The sequence below is a fragment of the Rhodanobacter sp. MP7CTX1 genome, from assembly GCF_014205795.1.
Taxonomy (GTDB): Bacteria; Pseudomonadota; Gammaproteobacteria; order Xanthomonadales; family Rhodanobacteraceae; genus Rhodanobacter.
Window position 1 is genome coordinate 45,123 of the sequence record NZ_JACHCN010000003.1, and the last position, 18,844, is coordinate 63,966.

The following is an 18,844-nucleotide window of genomic DNA, read 5'->3' on the forward strand; positions in this document are numbered from 1 at the left end:
ACGTGCTCGGCCGGGCGAGCGGAATCTCTCGACGTTGCTTTTCGATGCTCGATGGATGGTTTGCCGAAGAAACGTTCGGGCCAAAGAAACCGTTCGGGCTGAGCGTAGCGCCGAAGGCGCGAAGTCGAAGCCTCGAGGCAGCCCCCTTCGACTTCGCCGCTGCGCGGCTACGCTCAGGGCGAACGGAGAGGGAGGTTGGGCGGCATGTATCGCGTAGGTTGGGGTGAGCGCAGCGATGCCCAACATTTCCCACCAGAGCGGCGAACCCCGTCGTTTTCCGCTGGAGCAACCAACCCTGAAGCTCCCTCCAGAGCGTTGGGATTACGGGCCGCTCCTGCAGCCCGCCCTTTGGGCCATCCGTTACACGGATGCTCGCTCCGGCATCCTGCCTTCGCGGTCGCCGGCATTCATCCCAACCTACGTGTGGGCGCCGGTGTCCGCTCAGCCGGCGACAGTCTTGTCTTTGTAGCGGCACAGGTCGCGGATCACGCATTGAGGGCAATCCGGCTTGCGTGCCTTGCATACGTAGCGGCCGTGCAGGATAAGCCAGTGGTGGGCGTCCTGTTTGAATTCAGCGGGTATCACTTTCACCAGCTTGTCCTCGACCGTGCGCACGTCCTTGCCTGGTGCCAGCCCGGTGCGGTTGGCCACCCGGAAGATGTGCGTATCGACAGCGATCGTGGGCTCGCCGAATGCGGTATTGAGTACCACGTTGGCGGTCTTGCGGCCGACCCCGGGCAGCGCTTCCAGCGCTTCGCGGGTATGTGGAACTTCGCTGGCGTGTTGTTCGATCAGCAAGCGGCATAGCGCGATGACGTTCTTCGCCTTGGCGTTGAACAAGCCGATCGTGCTGATGTAACGCTTGAGGCCTTCCTCGCCCAGAGCAAGGATCGCCTGCGGTGTATTGGCCACCGGATAAAGTTTTTTGGTCGCCTTGTTGACGCCGACATCGGTGGCCTGCGCTGACAACACCACGGCGACCAGCAGCTCGAACGGGGTGGTGTAGTTGAGTTCGGTGGTGGGGTGCGGATCGATCTCGCGCAGGCGGGTGAATAGCTCGATGACGTCGCTGCGCTTCACGGTTTCGGTTCCTGCTGTTTTGCCTTGGCGCGGGCCAGCGCTTCCAGCACCGGGTTGCGTTGGTGGGTGCCGGCCTCGACGGCACTGCCATCCACCGTCGTCTTGCGTACGGCCAGTTCGGCCTCACGCTGCAGATGCTGGCGTTCCAGTCGCGCCTCACGCTGCTGGAAATGCGTGCGTGCGGCGTCGGCATGCGGCGCATCGATTTGCTCGAGCGGCATCGGCAACAGCACGATGCAGTCAACCGGGCAGGCTGGCACGCACAGTTCGCATCCGGTGCAGTCATCGGTGATAACCGTATGCATCAGCTTCGACGCGCCGACAATCGCATCGACCGGGCAGACCTGGATGCATTTGGTGCAGCCGATGCAGTCGGCCTCGACGATGCGCGCCAGCGTCCGCGGCTTCTCGATGCCGTGTTCGGGATTCAGCGGCAGCACCGGTCGCTGCAGCAATGCGGCGAGTTTTTCGATGCCAGCTTCACCGCCGGGCGGGCATTGATTGATCGGAGCGTCACCGCGCGCGATCGCCTCCGCATAGGGCCGGCAGCCGTGGTAGCCGCATTGTTCGCACTGCGTCTGCGGCAGCAGGGCGTCGATGCGATCGACCAGCGTCATGACGATATCAGCGGACGGTTGCGCCCGGCCTGGCACCCTGATCGGCATCGAGCAGGAACAGGTCGTCGCCGCCGTCGCCAGCGGAAAGGATCATGCCTTCGGACAGGCCGAAGCGCATCTTGCGCGGCGCGAGGTTGGCGATGAAGACCACGTTGCGGCCGACCAGTTTTTCAGGTTCGCCGTAGGCAGCGCGGATGCCGGAGAAAATCTGTCGTGTGCCGAGCGGGCCGGCATCCAGTTCGAAGCGCAGCAGCTTGTCCGAGCCGTCCACGAATTCGCAGACCTGCACTTTGCCGATGCGCAGGTCGAGTTTCGCGAAGTCGTCGATGCCGATGACAGTGGCGCCGTCGATGACCTTCTCTGGAGTCGCGCTTGTTCCGCTCATGGCCTTGCTGGATTCCTTGGATTTTTTGGCGGGCGCCGGTTTGGCTTCTTCCATGGAAGCGCCGAGCGATTCCTTGGATGCCTCCACCATTGCCTCGACGTGCTTGGGGTCGATGCGGGCGAGCAACGGCTCGAATACGTTGACGGTGTGACCGTGCAATTCGCGCCGTGCGTCGTGGAAATCGGCGATCGGCGCGGCGAGGAATTGTTCAGCGGCAGCCACCGTGGCCGGCAGGATGGGCTTGAGCACACCGGCAAGCAGGCGGAACGCGTTCAGCGCCAGTGTGCAGACCTGCTGCAGTTCTTCGCGGCGGCTGTCATCCTTGGCTAGCAACCACGGTGCCTTGGTCGCGATATAGCCGTTGACCAGATCAGCGATGGTAACGAAGCGGCGCGTCAACTCGGCGAATTCGCCGGTTTCGTAGAGCTCCTCGATGCCGTCGTAGTGCGACAGCAGGGTTTCCCACAGGGCGGATTCCTCGACGTCGAAGTGATCGGCCAGTTTGCCGTCGAAGAATTTCTGCACGAAACCGGCCGTGCGGCTGGCGATGTTCACCCACTTGCCGATCAGGTGCGAATTGACGCGTTCCTCGAATGCCTTGAGGTCCAGATCGACGTCGACCGGCGCATCGCTCAGCATGGTGGCGAAGTAGTAACGCAGGAATTCCGGATGGATGCCGGCGTCCAGATACGTTCGTGCCTGAATGAAGGTGCCCCGCGACTTGGACATCTTCGCGCCGTTCACGGTGAGGTAGCCGTTGACGTGCAGCGCGGTTGGCGTGCGGAACTGCGCGCCATGCAGCATCGCCGGCCAGAACAGGCCGTGGAAATTGATGATGTCCTTGCCGATGAAGTGGTGCATTTCGGCAGTGCTGTCGGGACCCAGAAAATCGTCGAACTTCAGCCCGGTCGTGTCGCACAGCGCCTTGAAGCTGGCGAGGTAACCCACGGGCGCGTCCAGCCACACGTAGAAGAATTTACCGGGCGCGTCGGGTATCGGAAAACCGAAGTAGGGTGCATCGCGCGAGATGTCCCAATCCTTCAGGCCGCCGTCCAGCCATTCCTTCAGCTTCGCGGCGACGCCGCTGTTCGTCACTGGTTTGCCGCCGGTGAACTTGCCGGCAAACCAGTCGCGCAGCAGTCCTTCAAATTTGCCGAGTTCGAAGAAGTAATGTTCCGAGTCGCGCAATACAGGCGTGGCGCCGGACATCACGGAATACGGGTTGATCAGGTCGGTGGGCGCATAAGTAGCACCGCAGTGTTCGCAGTTGTCGCCGTACTGATCCGGTGTGCCGCAGTTCGGGCATACGCCCTTGATGTAGCGGTCCGGCAGGAACATTTCCTTTTCGGGATCGAACAGCTGCAGGATGCTGCGGCGCGCGATGTAGCCACCATCACACAGACGCGTATAGATCAGCGAGGCCAGCTCGCGATTCTCTTGCGAATGCGTGGTGTGGTAATGATCGAAACTGAAATGGAAGTCCGCGAAATCCGCCTCGTGACCGGCGCGAATGCCCGCGATGAACGCTTCCGGCGTCATGCCGGCCTTTTCCGCGGCCAGCATGATCGGCGTGCCATGGGCGTCGTCGGCAGCGACGAAATGCACTTCGTTGCCCATCATCCGCTGCGCGCGTACCCAGATATCGGTCTGGATGTAGCCCAGCATATGACCCAGATGGAGCGGGCCATTGGCGTAAGGCAATGCGTGAGTGACGAGGAGGCGACGGCTCATGGCGGCTGCGTTGGCTGGGTAGCCTCGCATTATGGCATGCGGCAACGTCAGGCCAGGCGGGCCCAGCTATCCCGAGATAGCCGCCATTGCCGTGGGAAGGCCAACGATGGAAGGAAGGTCGGCGTTATTCCTGACGTTCCCAGACCTGGCTCTGGCCCATCAGTGGCACGCCGATATACCCACGTACGTCGAGTTTCTGGCCATTGTTAGCGAGCGACAGCCTGACTTTGTAGGTCTTGCCATCCGCTGGATTGAGGATCTTTCCACCATCCCATACGTCGCCGTCCTTTTTGACCCCCCACATGTTGACCATGCCGATGATCGGCTTGTTTTTAAAGGCACCGTTGCATTGCGTGCACATCGGGGGAGTGCCGTCCCGAGCCATACCCCTGGGCGACCGATTCAACACTTCCTTGATCGTTCCCTTGAGCTCGCCGTTGGTCTCGGCGATCTGAATGATCGACCGGGTCTTGCCGGTGCCATCGATCTGCTTCCATGTGCCGACCGGTGTGTCGTTGGCAGCCATCGCTACGCCAGTGACAAACAGAAATCCGGAGATGAGAGTCAATCGGAAAAGATGCATGGCGTTCTTCCTGAACAAAAGTGGTTGAGTGGGGTGCGCTGGCGCCCCTCAGAGGTGCCAGCCTGCATTGTGCGACGGCAGGCGTGACAAGCGCATCACGATCATGCCACGCCAAAAAAAGGCACGCCGATGGCGTGCCTTTTTGGGTGCGAAGGGCGCCGTAGCGACTACGGCTGACGTTCCCACGTCTGGCTGCGACCGAGCAGGGCGAAGCCGATGTAACCGTGCACGTCGAGCTTCTGGCCGGCGTTGGAGAGGGTGAGCTTGACCTTGTAGATTTTGCCGCTCTTCGGGTCGAGGATCCGGCCGCCATCCCAATGGTCGCCGTCCTTGCCAACGCCCCACATGATGGTCATGCCGATGATCGGCTGATCTTTGTTGGTCCCGCTGCATTGCGTGCACTTGGGCGGGCTGCCATCGCGGGCGATGTCGTCCGGGCTCTCGTTCATCACCTGCAGTACCTTGCCCTGCAGTTTGCCGTCGGTGTCGGTGATCTGGATGATCGACGTGGGCTTGCCAGTCTCGTCGTCCACTTGTTTCCAGGTGCCCGCTGGCGTGTCGTTGGCGGCAAATGCAGCACCGGCGCCCAGCAGCAGGCTGGCGGCGATGGCGAGTCGAAACAGTTGCTTCATTGTGTCCTCCCATACGAAAGCGTACGGGGTGAGCCTGCCGGTGGCCGCCGGGGGCGTCAAGCTGCATTGCGCAACGGAGGCCTGGGCTGAATTCCGCTGAAGGTGGGGTGGCCTGGGCTGGCATAATGGCAACTCTCCGCTAACTATCCGAGCCGATATGACACAGGCGAACGAAGCCCTGGTCCGCCGCATTCTTGGCGACCTGATCGACACCCATACCGGTGCGCCACTGGTCGATGCCCTGCGTGCGGTGGGCGTGGATGGGCCCCGGGTATCGGTGGATATCCAGCTGGGCTATCCGGCGACGGGTGCGATCGACAGCCTGAGCCACCGCGTGCGCCAGGCGCTGGAAGCCGATCCGGCGATCGAGACGGCGGCCGTTTCGATCACCAGCCGCATCCACGTACACAAGGTGCAAGGCACGCTGGCACCTTTGCCGAACGTGAAAAACATCATCGTGGTGGCGTCCGGCAAGGGCGGCGTCGGCAAGTCCACGGTGTCTGCGAACCTGGCGTTGGCGTTGCAGGCCGAAGGAGCCAAGGTCGGCGTGCTGGATGCCGATATCTACGGCCCCAGTCAGCCGCGCATGCTGGGCGCCAGCGGCAAGCCGCAGTCGCCGGACGGCAAGACCATCATCCCGATGCAAGCGCATGGCTTGTCGGTGATGTCGATCGGCTTTCTGGTGGAAGAGGACACGCCGATGATCTGGCGCGGCCCCATGGTCACCCAGGCGATGATGCAGCTGCTTAACGACACCCGCTGGGAGCAACTCGATTATCTGATTGTGGATCTGCCGCCGGGCACTGGCGACATCCAGCTGACACTGTCGCAGAAGGTGCCGGTAGCCGGCGCGGTGATCGTCACCACGCCGCAGGATATCGCGCTGCTTGACGCGCGCAAGGCGCTGAAGATGTTCGAAAAGGTTGAGGTGCCGGTGCTCGGCATCGTGGAAAACATGGCCACTCATATCTGCTCGAACTGCGGCCACGAGGAGCACATCTTCGGCGAAGGCGGCGGCGCGCGGATGGCAACTCAATATGACGTGCCGTACCTGGGCTCGCTGCCGCTCGATATCCGCATTCGCGAGCAGGCCGATGGCGGCAACCCAACCGTGGCCGCAATGCCGGATTCCGATCTCACCGCCCGTTATCGCGAGATCGCCCGCAACACGGCCGGGCGCTTATCGCGCCAACCGCGCAACAAGTCGTTGGGCCTGGGCAAGATCGTGGTGCAGGGCGCGCCTTGAGTGCCCGCTGTTTAAGCCGCATCGCGTGATCGAGGCTGTGCTGAATCGTAGAGACCTGGGATTTGCGGGCAAGTGTGGGGAGGTTGGGCGTCGCTGCGCTCACCCCAACCTACGCGCCACGCTCCTTCCGTGCAGCTGTTGGTCGGGGCGCCGTGTCGCGTGTTGTGGCAGCAGCCAACTCCCTCTCCCTCCATCCACCGTTCGCCCTGAGCGTAGCCGCGCAGCGGCGAAGTCGAAGGGGGCCTGGTGGGAGGCTTCGACTTCGCCCCTTCGGCGCTACGCTCAGCCCGAACGGCTTCGGTAAGCTGTGGCTCGGGATTCCGCAGGTTGGGATGAGCGCCAGCGAATCCCAATGCCTGGCGGGTTGCGATGTCGCCGCAGCGAATTACGGGGTGTACCAGCGGGGCCTGCCAGTGCCCCATCCGCCGCCTGACACCCGCGGCATGGTATTTTGCGCATCTTTGGCCGGGCCGACGCATGGGCCGAAGTCCGATATCGACAGTGGAGATCGCGTGAGCATCAAATCCGACAAGTGGATCCGGCGCATGGCCGAGCAACACGGCATGATCGAACCGTTCGAGGCGGGGCAGGTCAAGGTGCGCGACGGCCAGAAGCTGGTTTCCTACGGCACTTCCAGCTACGGCTACGACGTGCGTTGCGCGCGCGAATTCAAGATCTTCACCAACATCAACTCGACCATCGTCGATCCGAAGGCGTTCGATCCGTCGAGCTTCGTCGACGTCGAGGCGGACGTCTGCATCATTCCGCCGAACTCGTTCGCGCTGGCGCGCACGGTCGAATATTTCCGCATCCCGCGCCAGGTGCTGACCATCTGCCTGGGCAAAAGTACTTACGCGCGCTGCGGCATCATCGTCAACGTAACGCCGCTGGAGCCGGAGTGGGAAGGCCATGTGACGCTGGAATTCTCCAACACCACCCCGCTGCCCGCAAAAATCTACGCCAACGAAGGTGTGGCGCAGATGCTGTTTCTCGAATCCGACGAGGAGTGCGAGACCAGCTACAAGGACCGTGGCGGCAAATATCAGGGACAACAGGGTGTGACCCTGCCGCGTACCTGAGCGATTTTCCCCAATAAATCTGCCTCAACAATTTTGCCTGAACGGATGTCGTCTGTGGCCACCGCCATTGAGACGGCCCGGCGTTACACTCTGTCCTTGATTCAACCGATTGATCGTTAGGAGACCCACATGATCCGTTTTTCCACATTGCTGACGCGCGCCACGGGCGCGATCATGCTGGGCAGCCTGCTGCTGCTTGCTGGCTGCAGCCTCGGCGGCACCAAGCATCCTGATGTCACCACGTCTTCGATGAAGGGGCAGTTCGACGCCACCATCGAAGCCTATAAGGAAGGCCAGTTCATGGTCGATGGCGCCGTGCTTTCGTCGATCGATGTCAGCAGCCACTTCGCCTACCTGAAGGATCAGGGCAAGTTGCCGAAGACCGTGCTGCTGGAGTCCAGCGACGATTCGAAGATCCGCAAGCAGCACCTGCAGTATATGGCGCGCATGCAGCTCGATTACGGTTTTCGCGTGTTCTACGACGACAAGGGCACGCTGAAGGAAATCAACCCGGTCGAGACGAAGGCGCGCGATCTGCAGGATCATCACGAGAAGCCGCCGGTCGAAGACTCGGCGCCGCCGCCGCAGGATCACACCGGTTCGGTCGGATACTGATCGCACACAGTCACACTGTGGATGGATAGAAAGAGCCCGCGAAGCGATTCGCGGGCTTTTTTGTGTGGGCGAGTACAGGCGTCATCAGGCATCGATATTCACGTGTTGGGTTTTGCTCCTCCCCCTGCTCGCAGGGGGAGGTTGGGAGGGGTAGTGCTTTTGATCTTCGAAGGCCAAGAGCAACCCCACCCCAACCCTCCCCCGCGAGCAGGGCAGGGAGCACCTCCGTCGCGCGTCAGCTCTTTGCTCTGCTCGCTGCTCGCCCCGAAGAAGGGACTTCTTTGGGGCGCAGGGGATGTTGGGACCGAAGGGAGTTCCTCTTGGGAGAGGTGCCCAATCAGTCGATGGCGCCGGCGGAAAGCTTGCGATCAACCGCCGTAGAAGTTGCCGTGCGCAGCGCGATTTCCAGTCCGCGCACGACGTCTGCCTGGGCCATGCTGGCGGCTCCGCGCAAACGTGCGGCCTGGACGGGCAGATATGGAATGTGGATGAAGCCTGCGCGCACACCGCGACGTTTCGCTGCCAGGTGCAGCATGGCGTACGCGATGTGGTTGCAGACATAGGTGCCCGCGCTTTGCGAAATCTCGGCGGGCAACCCCTGTGCGTGCAGCGCAGCCAGCATGGCCTTGATCGGTAGCGTGCTGAAGTAGGCCGCCGGGCCGTCGGCGATCACCGGTTCGTCCACCGGCTGCGCGCCGGCATTGTCGGGAATGCGCGCATCCTGGACATTGATCGCCACCCGCTCGATCGACAGTTGGTGACGGCCGCCCGCCTGACCAACGCCAAGCAGGATCGTCGGCGCCACTTCGCGCACTGCTGCCTTGAGCTCACGCAGCGATCCGGCGAACTCGGTAGGTAGCTGCCGCGCGACAATCAGGTGCCCGCCGATGCGGCGACCGTGCAAGCTGCGCACAGCCTCCCACGAAGGGTTGATGCTTTCGCCACCGAACGGATCGAAACCGGTCAGCAGGATGCGCGGCAGACTTGGGCTCATAAGTGTCGGCTCTTCGGTGGAACAGTAGGGCAGGATCAGCGAAACACGAACAACCACATCAGCACGACGTTAGTGGCAAATATCATCAGTGCGCTCCAGACCTGCGCGCGAATGACCCCGTAGGGATTGCGCAGCTCAAGCAGCGCCGCAGGCACCAGGTTGAAGTCGGCTGCCATCGGTGTCAGCAGGGTGCCGCAATAGCCGCACAGCATGCCCATCGAACCCAGTATCGCCGGATGCGCGCCATGCTGCTGGATCAGCAGCGGCAAACCAATGCCGGCCATCATCACCGGGAACGCCGCAAAGGCATTGCCCATGATAACCGTGAACAGCACCATGCCCAGTGCGAAGGTCAGCAGGCAGGCCAGCGCGCTGCCTGTCGGCAGGAACGTGCCAGCCAGGGCCGCGATCGCTGTGCCTACCCCACTCTGGGTGAACACCTCGCCTAGCGACGCCAGCAGCAGCGGCAGCAGTGCGGCCCAGCCGATTGCGTCGAGCAGACGGCGACCTTCAGCCACGCCGGCGTGCCATGGTGTGCGTGCCACTCTTGATGCGGCAAAAAGAGCGACGATACAGGCCAGCGCCAGCCCGGTCAGCGTCATCTGGGGTGCGGTGAACACAGCATGTCCTGCAATGAACAGATGCGCGCCGAGGACCGCCACCAGCAAAGTCACCAACGGAATCAACAGAGCTGGCACAAACAAGCGGTGCCCCAGTCGGATGGCCGATTGCAGGCGTCGCTCACTGGTATCGGTTTCGACGTGTGGTGTTCGATGCAGGCGCGGTGCCAGCAACGCCAGTGTAATCACTCCGGCACCGGCGAATTCCGATGGCAGCGCATGCCCAGCCGCCTGCTGCGCCAGTATGTAATCGCCAGCGCCGAACAACGTGCCAAGCACCAACCAGAAAGCGGCGTGCCAGCCACGTCGTTCACGCAGATTGCGCAGACCTGTGTAGAGCAGGAATGCGGCGATCAACCAGTAGGCGTATTCGATGCGCAGCATGTCAGCTTGCCGATGTGTCTTGGTCGTACGCGGCGCGACGCTGCAGTCGGCGCTGGTACAGCCAGATGCGTACGGACTGAATGACAAACGCGGCGATGGCCGTGGGTAGCGCCCATAGTGCGATCGAAAGCGGGGTCAACTCGATGCCGTGCTGGGTATAGAAAGCCTGAATCAACAACACTCCGCCCACGGCAACAAAGACGTCCTCGCCAAAGAAACGGCCGACGTTGTCGGTGGCGGCGGCTACCGCGCGCAACTGGTCGCGATCGTCATCAGTCAATTCGGGCAGAATTTTTTCCGCCGCCGCTTCACTCATGGGCGCCAGCAACGGGCGCACTGTCTGCGCGGGGCCGGCCACGCCGGTGAGCCCAAGCATCGCGAGCAATTGGCGCAGTAGCAGATAGCCGATAAGTAGCCTTGCCAGGGTCATTCCCTGCAGTCGCGCCATCCAGCGCTGCGCATGTTCGCGCAAGCCGGCATGTTCCAAAAGGCCGATAGCAGGCAACGTCAGCACGAAGATCAGCAGCATCCGGCTGGATACGAAACTCTTGCCCAGTAGAGCGAGCAAAGCGGGTACGTGGAAGCCGGCGAGCAGGCCGCTAGTCAATGCAGCGGTTACCACCACCGGCACCGGATTGAAGCGCAGCGCGAAGCCGACAATGATCACCGCGACGCCGAGCAGCGGCCAGTAGTTCATGCGCAGTTTCCACAGGATCGTGAGGAGGTCGTCACGCCGTGCCCGGTGCGGCGATGCGCAGGCCGGCCGTCTCCAGAGCCTTGCGCAAGTTGCGGGCCAACAGCACGGCATGGGCACCGTCGCCATGCAGACAGAGCGTATCTGCCTGCAATGGCACGTTATGGCCCTCCACCGTGTGTACTTTGCCATCACGCGCGATGCCGATTGCCTGGGCCGTCGCCAGCTCGGCATCCTCGATCACCGCACCAACTTCGCGACGCGATTGCAGCGAGCCATCGGCACGATAGCGACGGTCGGCAAATGCTTCGGACGCCACCGGCAGGCCGAGTGCGTTGCCAGCTTCGATCAGTGCGGAGCCCGCCAGTCCAAACAGGCGCAGCTGCGGATCGAAGTCGCGCACGGCGCGGGCGATCGCGTTCGCCAGCGAGGGATCGCGTGCGGCCATGTTGTACAGCGCGCCATGCGGTTTGACATGCGACAGCTTGGCGCCGGCGGCACGGACGAACGCGTGCAGGGCGCCGATCTGGTACAGCGTCATCGCGTGCGCTTCGGCGGGAGTCACGCTCATCTCGCGCCGGCCGAAGCCCTGCAGGTCCGGCAGCGAAACGTGTGCGCCGATCGCCACGCCGTGCGCGATCGCTTGCGCCACGGTGTGGCTCATGATTTCCGGATCACCGGCATGAAAGCCGCAGGCGATGTTTGCCGAGCTGACCAGCTCCAGCAACGCCACATCCTCACCCATCCGCCAGGCGCCAAAGGATTCGCCAAGGTCACAGTTGAGGTCGATGCGGTTGATTGCGGCGGTTTCCATCAAGGTGGTTCCCATCAAGGATGTTCCAGTCGTTGCGCGATCGTTTCGACCAGCTGTGTCAGTCGTTGCTGGCGCGCGGCCAGGCGCGTCAACGCCTCGTCGAGTGTGCTCTCGTGAAAGCATACGGTATCGCCCGGCCGAAGTTGTGCCAGCCGCGGCAGATCCATCGCGGCGATCTGGCCGATCCTCGGGTAGCCGCCGGTCACCGGCGCCTCGGCCAGTAACGCAATCGGCTGGCCTGACGGCGGCAGCTGCAGCGTGCCGGGTAGTGCGGCTTCGGAGATCAATTCCAACGGCGCTTGTAAACGCAGCACATGGCCATCCAGACGGCCGGCAGTGCGGTTGCTGTCCTTGCTCAGGACGAAGCTGCCGTCAGACAACCATTGCTTCGAGGCTTTATCCAGCTGCGACCAGTGACTGCCATGCAGCATCGCCAGCGGACGTCGATCGAAATCGAACCAGGGTTGCGGATCGAGGCTCCAGTGCAATGGGCGCAAGTCGTTGCCAGCTGGCAGAGCGGGCAATGCTGCGGCCGCACCGATCGGCAACACGTCACCAGCGCGCAGGGCACGGCCGTGCTCGTAACCGATCCGTGCATGCAGGTCACTGCTGCGGCTACCCAGTACCGGCGTCACGTCGAAACCGCCGCGCACGGCGAGATATGCGCGACAACCGTGGGTCATGCCGCCGAGCTGCAACACGCTGCCGGCCGGTAGAAAACAGCTGGTCCACAGGGGAATCGGTTGGCTGCCTACGTGGGCTGCTATCACCGCGCCGGTCAGTGCGATCACGGAGGCGCGTTCGAAGCGCAGGCTGGGACCGACCAGGGTGCATTCGATCGCCGCCTCGCCGCCTTGGTTGCCAACCAACGCATTCGCCAGCTGCCAGGCTGGCCCATCCATCGCACCGGCACGGCCCACGCCGAGAGCTGCATGGCCCGGGCGCCCTGCATCCTGCAGGCTGCTCAGCAGACCCGGCTTGAGAATGCTGACGCTCATCCTGGAGAGGCTGCCAGAAGTTGGCGAAAGGTCTCTTCATCGATCGCGCGAAACCGCACACGATCTCCCGCAGCCAGCAGCGACGGATCGCTGGCGGTGACGTCGAACAAACGCAGTGGCGTACGTCCAATCAGTTGCCAGCCGCCGGGCAGCACTTCGGGATAGATGCCGGTCTGGCTGCCACCGATCGCCACGCTGCCGGCAGGCACGCGTTGACGCGGATCGGTGCGACGCGGCACGGCCAGCTGTGGATCGAGCCCCAGCAGATACGGGAAACCCGGCGCGAAGCCGAGCATCGCCACACGGTAGTTGGCTGCCGTATGACGGGCGATCACGGTGTCCACATCGAGCCCGCAGCATGCCGCGACTTCTTCAAGATCCGGGCCATACTCGCCGCCGTAGCAAACCGGAATGATCAATTCGCGCGATGCGACGGTGACTTGGTCACGATCGCGCAAGGTTGCACTGACGACAGCTCGCAGTCGCTGATGCGGATGCTGGCCGTCGTCGCCGGCCCAGGCCCATGGGTCGAACCGTAGCAACAGGCTGGCATAGGCGGGCACGCATTCCAGTTCCGGTATGCGGCTGCGCAAACTGATAGCCGCGGCCTGAACTTGCGCATTGAGATCGACATCGATGCGCTCGCCGAAACGCAGCAACAGGGCATCTTCGGCGAGCGCTTCAAACTGGATCTCATGCTCCATAGCTGACTATGCCGCGCTGTTCGCGAACGATTGCCGCAGCGCATTCCGCCGCGCGGAGAGGCTGGCCTCTGCATAGGCCACTGCCTGGCCGCTGCCCCATACCGGGCCGGGCCAGGCGGCATCGCCTTCGCAACGCGCCACGACGTGCACATGCAACTGACGCACGATATTGCCGAGTGCACCGAGATTGAGCTTGTCGCACGGCGCTACCGCACGCAGCGCGGCGGCGGCGTGATTCACTTCGTGCCACAGCGTGGTTTGTTCGCCGGCCGTCAGATCAGTGATCTCGACCAGTCCGGCGCGGCGCGGCACCAGCACGAGCCAGGGGAAGCGTGCGTCGTTCATCAATCGCACATCGCACAGCTCGAGTGATGCGACCGGTCGCGTGTCTGCTTCCAGTCGGGCGTCGAGGATGAAGTCGGACGACCCGCTCATGCGCCAGCCAGGTTTTTGTCGAAGAAGGCCAGCGTGCGCTGCAACGCGAGCTTCGCGCTGGCATCGTCATAGACCCGCGGATCGACATCGCGATTGAAGCCGTGATCGGCCGGATAGGTGAAGGTTTCCATCTGCGGCAGCAGTTCGCGATGCTTCGCCACCATGTCCGGCGTGATGTGCTGATCCTTTTCGCCGAAGTGGAACATTATGGGCGCCTTGGGCGTTTCATGCAGAAACGGCAGGTCGCGCGCACCGTAATAGCCCACTGAAGGCAGGCCCAGGCGCAGCGCGGCGAGCAGCGCCACGGTGCCGCCCCAGCAATAGCCGACCGTACCGATCCTGCCGGCCGAGGCGATCGCTTCGGCGGCGCTGGCGACGTCTTCCAGCGCGCGCTCCAGGCCGAGTTCCGTGACCAGCTCCTTCCCCTTGCTGAAGCCGGCCTCGTCATAGCCCAGCTCTACCCCGGTTTCCAGGTGATCGAAGAAGCTTGGCGCAATCGCCGTATAGCCCGCTTCGGCAAAGCGGTCGGCGACGCTGCGCATGTGCGCGTTGACGCCAAAAATCTCCTGAATCACCACGATGCCGCCCTTGGGTTTTCCTTGAGGCTGGGCCAGATAGGCGCCGATGCACTGGGTGCGCGTGGTGGGGATATTGATCTGCTGGCCCATGGCCGATCCTCGTGGAATGAAGCGGTGATTCTAGCGATCCGGGCGCGTGTGCTGCTCTGACGTATAATGTTCTGTTTCCACGCACGTTTTCACGGTAAAGACACTCATGTCCCAAGCGGCACACAAAATCGGTTTCGTCAGCCTTGGCTGCCCCAAGGCGTTGGTGGATTCCGAACGCATCCTGACCCAGCTGAAGGTCGAGGGCTACGAAATTGTGCCCAGCTACAACGCGGCTGACGCGGTCGTCGTGAATACCTGCGGCTTCATCGACGCGGCAGTGCAGGAGTCGCTGGACGCGATCGGCACCGCGCTGCACGAGAACGGCAAGGTGATCGTCACCGGCTGCCTCGGCAAGCGCGAAGGGTTGATTCGCGAAGCGTATCCGGACGTGCTGTCGATCAGTGGTCCGCAGGACTACGTCAGCGTGATGAACGCCGTGCACACCGCGCTGCCGCCGCGGCGCAATCCGCTGCAGGATCTGGTGCCCGATACGGGCGTCAAGCTGACGCCGAAGCACTATGCGTATCTGAAGATATCCGAGGGCTGCAATCACCGCTGCAGCTTCTGCATCATTCCGTCGATGCGCGGCAACCTGGTTTCGCGACCGGTCGACGAGGTGCTGCTGGAGGCTGAGCGCCTGGTCAAGGGCGGCGTCAAGGAGCTGCTGGTGATCTCGCAGGACACCAGCGCCTACGGCGTGGACCTGAAGTACGCCGAGCGTCAATGGCGCGACAAGACCTACCGCACGCGCATGACCGAATTGTGCGAAGGCCTGTCCGAGCTGGGCGTGTGGTCGCGTCTGCATTACGTCTACCCGTATCCGCACGTGGACGAGGTGATGCCGCTGATGGCGGCAGGCAAATTGCTGCCGTACCTCGATATCCCGTTCCAGCACGCCAGCCCGCGCATCCTGAAATTGATGAAGCGTCCCGGAAATATCGACAAGACGCTGGAGCGCATCAACAACTGGCGCAAGGTCGTGCCGGACCTGACCATCCGCAGTACGTTCATCGTGGGCTTCCCTGGCGAAACCGATGCCGAGTTCGAGGAACTGCTCACGTTCCTGCGCGAGGCAGAGCTCGACCGTGTGGGTGCGTTTGCCTATTCGCCGGTAGACGGCGCGAAAGCGAACGAGCTGCCTGATCAGATTTCCGAAGAGCTGAAAGAAGATCGCCTCGAACAGTTCATGGCCGTGCAGGCAGAAATCTCCGCCGCGAAACTGCAGCGCAAGATCGGCCGCACCATCCAGGTGCTGGTCGACGAAGCCGGTGCCGATGGCGCGGTGGCACGTTCGGCTGCCGATGCGCCGGAGATCGACGGCGTGGTGCTGATTGCCGACGGCCAGAAACTCAAGCCAGGCCAGTTCGTCGAGGTCGTGGTCGAAAGCGCCGATGAGCACGACCTGCACGCGCGCCTCGTTGGCTAAAGTCATGCGCTATCGGGCGCCGTCACGCGAGGCGGTCGAACCGGGCGTGTTCGGCCGGTTGCCGCTGGCGGCATGGCGCGAGTACAGCGCGCTGCTTGAGGGCACGCCATGGCCATCCATCGCCGCGCTGAATGAGCGCCTGCCCGCCGATGCGGGCACGCGCTTCCTGGCGCAGACACCGACCTTGCTCGCCGATGGTCTGCACTACGAACAGCGCATTGCCGAGCACGGCGATATCGCCACCCGCGAAGGCAACTGGCATGACTTGCTCAATGCGTTGGTCTGGTTGCGTTATCCGGCACTCAAGCAGGCCCTGAACCAGCGCCAGATGGCCGAGATTGCCCGCATGGGGCCGAAGCAGCGTTCCCGTTCGCAATATGCGCTGACCCATTTCGACGAAGCCGGTGTCATCGTCGCGCTGCGCGATCGCGCCCTGCTGGCATTGTGGGATGCGCACGATTGGCATGGCCTGTTCTGGCGGCACCGGCAGGCGTGGATCGACGGCTCGATCCAGCTGGAAGTGTTCGGCCATGCGCTGCTGGAACTTGCGTTGAGTCCGGACAAGCTGCTGGTGGGCAAGGCCCTGGTATTCCAGTCGTCTGGTGACCTGGATGCCGGCCAGCTCCGGGCCACTTGCGCCGAGGCGATTGCCAGCGGGCAGCTGCTGCGCGATCCGCTGGAACTGCGGCCGCTGCCGCTGTCGGGCATTCCGGGCTGGCATCCCGGCAACGGCGACGAGACGTTTCACCGCACCACGGTCTGCTATCAGCCGCGGCGCGCCGGGCGCGAGTACCCGCCAGCCTACGTTTGCTGAGCCCATTGCTCCGGCCCGCGATCGCGACTATATACAAGGCGGGAGTGTGTAGGGGAGAGCATGGCAGTGGACATCGCGACGTCTCGGCTGCGCAGCTGGCATGGCAACCACGGCCTTGCGCGGCTCGTTGCGGGATGGATGACTCTGGGCCTGATCCTGCTTGCTGGCAGCGCGATGGCGACAGAGGCGGTGTCGCCCATCAGTTTCGGCATCCTGCCGATCGGCAGTGCGGCGGAATCGCTGGAACAGTGGCGGCCATTGCTGGAGGACCTGCAAAAGCGCCTGGGACGACCGGTGACCACGGTATCGGTAAGCAGCTATGCCGGCCTCTCGAGCGCGATTGGCGCCCAACGGGTAGATGTCGCTTTTGTCTCCGGCAAGCTTGCGGTCGAGGCGGTGACGCATCAGCACATGCAGGTGTTTGCCCAGTTTCTGCGCAATGACGGCGCCAAGGGCAATGTCGCCATGCTGGTAGTGCGTGGCGATAGCCTCATCCACACCCTCGCCGACCTGCTGGCGAAACCCGGACATTGGCGCTATGGGCGCAGCGAAAAGCTCTCGGTAACCGGCTATACGGCGCCTGAGGCAGACGTATTTGCACCGCGCGGGCTCAACTCCGACACGTTTTTTGCCAGCGTGCTGGTAGAGGATCATCAAAGCACTCTGCTGGCTGTGGTCAATCGCGAAGTGGACGTGGCAACCAGCAACAATCCGGACATGGATCTGTTTCGACGTCACTTTCCGGATGAAGCGTCCCAGCTTCGGGTGATCTGGCGTTCACCACTGATTCCCTCCGGAGTGCTGGTAGTGCGCGAAGGCTTGAGCGCGTCAGTGCGCCAGCAGTTGACTGGTTTCATCCTCGCCTACGGCAAGGCACCCGGCGAGGCTGGGGTGCGCGAGCGCGCCGCGCTGGCGCGCATCCCGGACCTGGGTGGGTTTACGCCGCAGAACGACCAGGCGTTGCAACCGTTCGTCGATATGCAATACGCGCTGCTGCGGCAGCAGGCCCAACATGGCCAATGGGTCAGCCAGCAAGCAAGGCAGGCGCGACTGACGCAAATAGATCAGGACTACCAGCGCGATTCGCAGGCGTTATTGCCGCATTAGGAAGACTCGATGATCCGCCCTTTGCCCGTCAGTCCTGCGTGACCAGCCCTTTGGCTGTTGAGAGCCGCGGGGATGACCTGCTGCCTGCGTTAATGCCTATCCAGCTCATGTAATTACATTAAGTGCAATAGACATACTGCACAGTTTTGGATATGCGCGCATAATCCTTGGCCTTCGCATTCGGCGAAGAGGGGAAACAACGACGCATCCAAACACTGCAGAGCGACAGCTCTGAGGGAGATTCTCATGAAGAGCATGAAACCTTGTTTGGCGTTGGCGGTTGCACTGTTATGCAGCGCCGGCGCCAAAGCAGCAGAAATGGACAAAGCGAATGTCATCCGGGCCTTTACCGACACGGTGGCGCCAGCGGATCAGGAAGCCTATGAGGCCGGCGTTAAAAGCTATAACCAGTGCCTGAGTCAGCATGGTTCCAAATACGCATGGATTGCGCTGGTGCATGAAACCGGGGATACGTATCAGTACTCGTATGTTTCAGCACCCGTTTCGTGGGCAACGTTCGATACGATGCGTACGGTAAACAAGGCGTGTGACCAAACGTGGCGCACGGCTGCGAACCCGCATCTGAAAGGCGAGACGAGTGCATTCATGGTGCAGAGGCCCGATCTCAGTCACATGTCCAATGACATGACGCTGACATCTCCGCTCCTGGAGGTCAGATTCTTCAAGCTCAAGCAAGGCCACGAGGCGTCCGAGGCGTTCACGAATGTGGCCAAGCAAATTGCAGCGGCTGCCGAGAAAACCCATTGGTCTGCGCACTATATGTTTGGGGAAGTGCAGGATAGTGGTGAAGATGCGCCGGATTTCATTCTGTTGATTCCCGCGAAGAACTGGGCGGACCTCGGCGCGGATCCCAATCCGCCAGTATGGAAGATGGTCGAAAACGCCTATGGCAAACCCACTGCCGATTCGTTGCGCAAGTCACTCAATGATTCCATTCAGAGTGACTCGTCGCATGTCGACAGTTACAGTGCCGACCTGACTTATATGCCGGCCCACAAGTGATCCATCTCGATTGACCCATCACGATTGACCCGGACGGCCCTTCCTGAGGGCCGTCTTTTATTCCGCGGTGTAGCGGGCTCTCGTCGAACGGCGTCGCGCCGATGGTATTGGCGAGGCGGGCTGCCTGCGCGAATTTGCCTTTGTCGCTCCACTTCACCCTCGCCTAACGTTTCCGAGTGGCGATTCCAGTAGGCT

Annotated in this window: 20 protein-coding genes; 7 read left to right on the plus strand and 13 right to left on the minus strand. The window is 62.5% G+C overall.

All coding sequences use genetic code 11. The features are described from left to right. Positions 1–441 precede the first annotated feature (441 nt). From nth to HDE77_RS04975, 5 genes are all read right to left on the minus strand, one after another. Positions 442–1,080, minus strand: a complete 639-nt coding sequence (gene nth / locus HDE77_RS04955) for an endonuclease III (protein ID WP_184416067.1) — start codon at positions 1,078–1,080, stop codon at positions 442–444. Continuing rightward, a complete protein-coding gene (locus tag HDE77_RS04960) occupies positions 1,077–1,697 on the minus strand; it encodes an electron transport complex subunit RsxB (protein WP_255482552.1) in 621 nt (206 codons plus the stop codon). Before HDE77_RS04960 ends, nth begins: the two co-directional genes overlap by 4 nt. Positions 1,698–1,704: 7 nt before the next feature. After that, on the minus strand, positions 1,705–3,813 hold the full coding sequence (gene metG / locus HDE77_RS04965) for a methionine--tRNA ligase (RefSeq protein WP_184416069.1): 2,109 nt from the start codon (positions 3,811–3,813) through the stop codon (positions 1,705–1,707). A gap of 124 nt (positions 3,814–3,937) precedes the next feature. Beyond that, positions 3,938–4,396, minus strand: a complete 459-nt coding sequence (locus HDE77_RS04970) for a DUF2147 domain-containing protein (RefSeq protein ID WP_184416070.1) — start codon at positions 4,394–4,396, stop codon at positions 3,938–3,940. 167 nt (positions 4,397–4,563) lie between these two features. Next, the gene (locus HDE77_RS04975) at positions 4,564–5,028 is read right to left on the minus strand and encodes a DUF2147 domain-containing protein (RefSeq protein WP_184416071.1); all 465 of its coding nucleotides are present in this window, start codon (positions 5,026–5,028) and stop codon (positions 4,564–4,566) included. Between the two features lie 157 nt (positions 5,029–5,185). Between HDE77_RS04975 and apbC the strand changes: the two genes are divergently transcribed. The 3 genes from apbC (at position 5,186) to HDE77_RS04990 (ending at position 7,968) form a co-directional block, all read left to right on the plus strand. Next, positions 5,186–6,274 carry an iron-sulfur cluster carrier protein ApbC gene (gene apbC / locus HDE77_RS04980; protein ID WP_184416072.1) on the plus strand — a complete coding sequence of 363 codons (1,089 nt, stop codon included), beginning with the start codon at positions 5,186–5,188 and terminating at the stop codon, positions 6,272–6,274. A gap of 512 nt (positions 6,275–6,786) precedes the next feature. Next, a complete protein-coding gene (gene dcd, locus HDE77_RS04985; protein WP_184416073.1) occupies positions 6,787–7,353 on the plus strand; it encodes a dCTP deaminase in 567 nt (188 codons plus the stop codon). A 129-nt stretch (positions 7,354–7,482) separates the two neighbouring features. After that, positions 7,483–7,968 carry a hypothetical protein gene (locus HDE77_RS04990; protein WP_184416074.1) on the plus strand — a complete coding sequence of 162 codons (486 nt, stop codon included), beginning with the start codon at positions 7,483–7,485 and terminating at the stop codon, positions 7,966–7,968. 337 nt (positions 7,969–8,305) lie between these two features. Here the strand turns inward: HDE77_RS04990 and pcp are convergent, their stop codons facing one another. The 8 genes from pcp to HDE77_RS05030 are packed head-to-tail and all read right to left on the minus strand — an operon-like array spanning position 8,306 to position 14,279. After that, the gene (gene pcp / locus HDE77_RS04995) at positions 8,306–8,962 is read right to left on the minus strand and encodes a pyroglutamyl-peptidase I (protein ID WP_221444130.1); all 657 of its coding nucleotides are present in this window, start codon (positions 8,960–8,962) and stop codon (positions 8,306–8,308) included. 35 nt (positions 8,963–8,997) lie between these two features. Next, positions 8,998–9,966 (minus strand): DUF979 family protein, encoded by a 969-nt coding sequence (locus HDE77_RS05000; protein WP_184416075.1) that lies wholly within the window; start codon positions 9,964–9,966, stop codon positions 8,998–9,000. Position 9,967: 1 nt separating this feature from the next. Beyond that, a complete protein-coding gene (locus tag HDE77_RS05005; protein WP_184416076.1) occupies positions 9,968–10,663 on the minus strand; it encodes a DUF969 domain-containing protein in 696 nt (231 codons plus the stop codon). 31 nt (positions 10,664–10,694) lie between these two features. Next, a complete protein-coding gene (locus tag HDE77_RS05010; RefSeq protein WP_221444131.1) occupies positions 10,695–11,474 on the minus strand; it encodes a 5-oxoprolinase subunit PxpA in 780 nt (259 codons plus the stop codon). 14 nt (positions 11,475–11,488) lie between these two features. Next, positions 11,489–12,472 carry a biotin-dependent carboxyltransferase family protein gene (locus HDE77_RS05015; RefSeq protein WP_184416077.1) on the minus strand — a complete coding sequence of 328 codons (984 nt, stop codon included), beginning with the start codon at positions 12,470–12,472 and terminating at the stop codon, positions 11,489–11,491. Continuing rightward, positions 12,469–13,176, minus strand: a complete 708-nt coding sequence (gene pxpB / locus HDE77_RS05020; protein ID WP_184416078.1) for a 5-oxoprolinase subunit PxpB — start codon at positions 13,174–13,176, stop codon at positions 12,469–12,471. The genes HDE77_RS05015 and pxpB overlap by 4 nt, the downstream gene beginning before the upstream one ends. A gap of 6 nt (positions 13,177–13,182) precedes the next feature. Beyond that, on the minus strand, positions 13,183–13,611 hold the full coding sequence (locus HDE77_RS05025; protein WP_184416079.1) for an HIT family protein: 429 nt from the start codon (positions 13,609–13,611) through the stop codon (positions 13,183–13,185). Further along, positions 13,608–14,279 (minus strand): dienelactone hydrolase family protein, encoded by a 672-nt coding sequence (locus tag HDE77_RS05030; protein ID WP_184416080.1) that lies wholly within the window; start codon positions 14,277–14,279, stop codon positions 13,608–13,610. Before HDE77_RS05030 ends, HDE77_RS05025 begins: the two co-directional genes overlap by 4 nt. 106 nt (positions 14,280–14,385) lie before the next feature. Here HDE77_RS05030 and rimO point away from each other — a divergent pair, with 106 nt between their 5' ends. The 4 genes from rimO (at position 14,386) to HDE77_RS05050 (ending at position 18,649) form a co-directional block, all read left to right on the plus strand. Next, positions 14,386–15,705, plus strand: coding sequence for a 30S ribosomal protein S12 methylthiotransferase RimO (gene rimO / locus HDE77_RS05035; RefSeq protein WP_184416081.1), 1,320 nt, complete (start codon positions 14,386–14,388; stop codon positions 15,703–15,705). A 4-nt stretch (positions 15,706–15,709) separates the two neighbouring features. After that, positions 15,710–16,519, plus strand: coding sequence for a DUF3025 domain-containing protein (locus HDE77_RS05040; RefSeq protein ID WP_184416339.1), 810 nt, complete (start codon positions 15,710–15,712; stop codon positions 16,517–16,519). Positions 16,520–16,579: 60 nt separating this feature from the next. Beyond that, the gene (gene phnD / locus HDE77_RS05045; protein ID WP_184416082.1) at positions 16,580–17,626 is read left to right on the plus strand and encodes a phosphate/phosphite/phosphonate ABC transporter substrate-binding protein; all 1,047 of its coding nucleotides are present in this window, start codon (positions 16,580–16,582) and stop codon (positions 17,624–17,626) included. Between the two features lie 246 nt (positions 17,627–17,872). Beyond that, positions 17,873–18,649, plus strand: a complete 777-nt coding sequence (locus tag HDE77_RS05050) for a hypothetical protein (protein ID WP_184416083.1) — start codon at positions 17,873–17,875, stop codon at positions 18,647–18,649. Positions 18,650–18,844: the final 195 nt, after the last annotated feature.

Bases quoted from the DNA above. Each gene is read 5' to 3' on its own strand.
- HDE77_RS04975 (WP_184416071.1), bottom strand. From the start codon at position 5,028: ATGAAGCAACTGTTTCGACTCGCCATCGCCGCCAGCCTGCTGCTGGGC.
- pxpB (WP_184416078.1), bottom strand. From the start codon at position 13,176: ATGGAGCATGAGATCCAGTTTGAAGCGCTCGCCGAAGATGCCCTGTTG.
- HDE77_RS04970 (WP_184416070.1), bottom strand. From the start codon at position 4,396: ATGCATCTTTTCCGATTGACTCTCATCTCCGGATTTCTGTTTGTCACT.
- HDE77_RS04960 (WP_255482552.1), bottom strand. From the start codon at position 1,697: ATGACGCTGGTCGATCGCATCGACGCCCTGCTGCCGCAGACGCAGTGC.
- HDE77_RS05000 (WP_184416075.1), bottom strand. From the start codon at position 9,966: ATGCTGCGCATCGAATACGCCTACTGGTTGATCGCCGCATTCCTGCTC.
- HDE77_RS05015 (WP_184416077.1), bottom strand. From the start codon at position 12,472: ATGAGCGTCAGCATTCTCAAGCCGGGTCTGCTGAGCAGCCTGCAGGAT.
- rimO (WP_184416081.1), top strand. From the start codon at position 14,386: ATGTCCCAAGCGGCACACAAAATCGGTTTCGTCAGCCTTGGCTGCCCC.
- HDE77_RS05010 (WP_221444131.1), bottom strand. From the start codon at position 11,474: ATGGAAACCGCCGCAATCAACCGCATCGACCTCAACTGTGACCTTGGC.
- HDE77_RS05050 (WP_184416083.1), top strand. From the start codon at position 17,873: ATGAAGAGCATGAAACCTTGTTTGGCGTTGGCGGTTGCACTGTTATGC.
- apbC (WP_184416072.1), top strand. From the start codon at position 5,186: ATGACACAGGCGAACGAAGCCCTGGTCCGCCGCATTCTTGGCGACCTG.
- phnD (WP_184416082.1), top strand. From the start codon at position 16,580: ATGGCAGTGGACATCGCGACGTCTCGGCTGCGCAGCTGGCATGGCAAC.
- pcp (WP_221444130.1), bottom strand. From the start codon at position 8,962: ATGAGCCCAAGTCTGCCGCGCATCCTGCTGACCGGTTTCGATCCGTTC.
- HDE77_RS04990 (WP_184416074.1), top strand. From the start codon at position 7,483: ATGATCCGTTTTTCCACATTGCTGACGCGCGCCACGGGCGCGATCATG.
- HDE77_RS05025 (WP_184416079.1), bottom strand. From the start codon at position 13,611: ATGAGCGGGTCGTCCGACTTCATCCTCGACGCCCGACTGGAAGCAGAC.
- metG (WP_184416069.1), bottom strand. From the start codon at position 3,813: ATGAGCCGTCGCCTCCTCGTCACTCACGCATTGCCTTACGCCAATGGC.
- HDE77_RS05040 (WP_184416339.1), top strand. From the start codon at position 15,710: ATGCGCTATCGGGCGCCGTCACGCGAGGCGGTCGAACCGGGCGTGTTC.
- HDE77_RS05005 (WP_184416076.1), bottom strand. From the start codon at position 10,663: ATGAACTACTGGCCGCTGCTCGGCGTCGCGGTGATCATTGTCGGCTTC.
- HDE77_RS05030 (WP_184416080.1), bottom strand. From the start codon at position 14,279: ATGGGCCAGCAGATCAATATCCCCACCACGCGCACCCAGTGCATCGGC.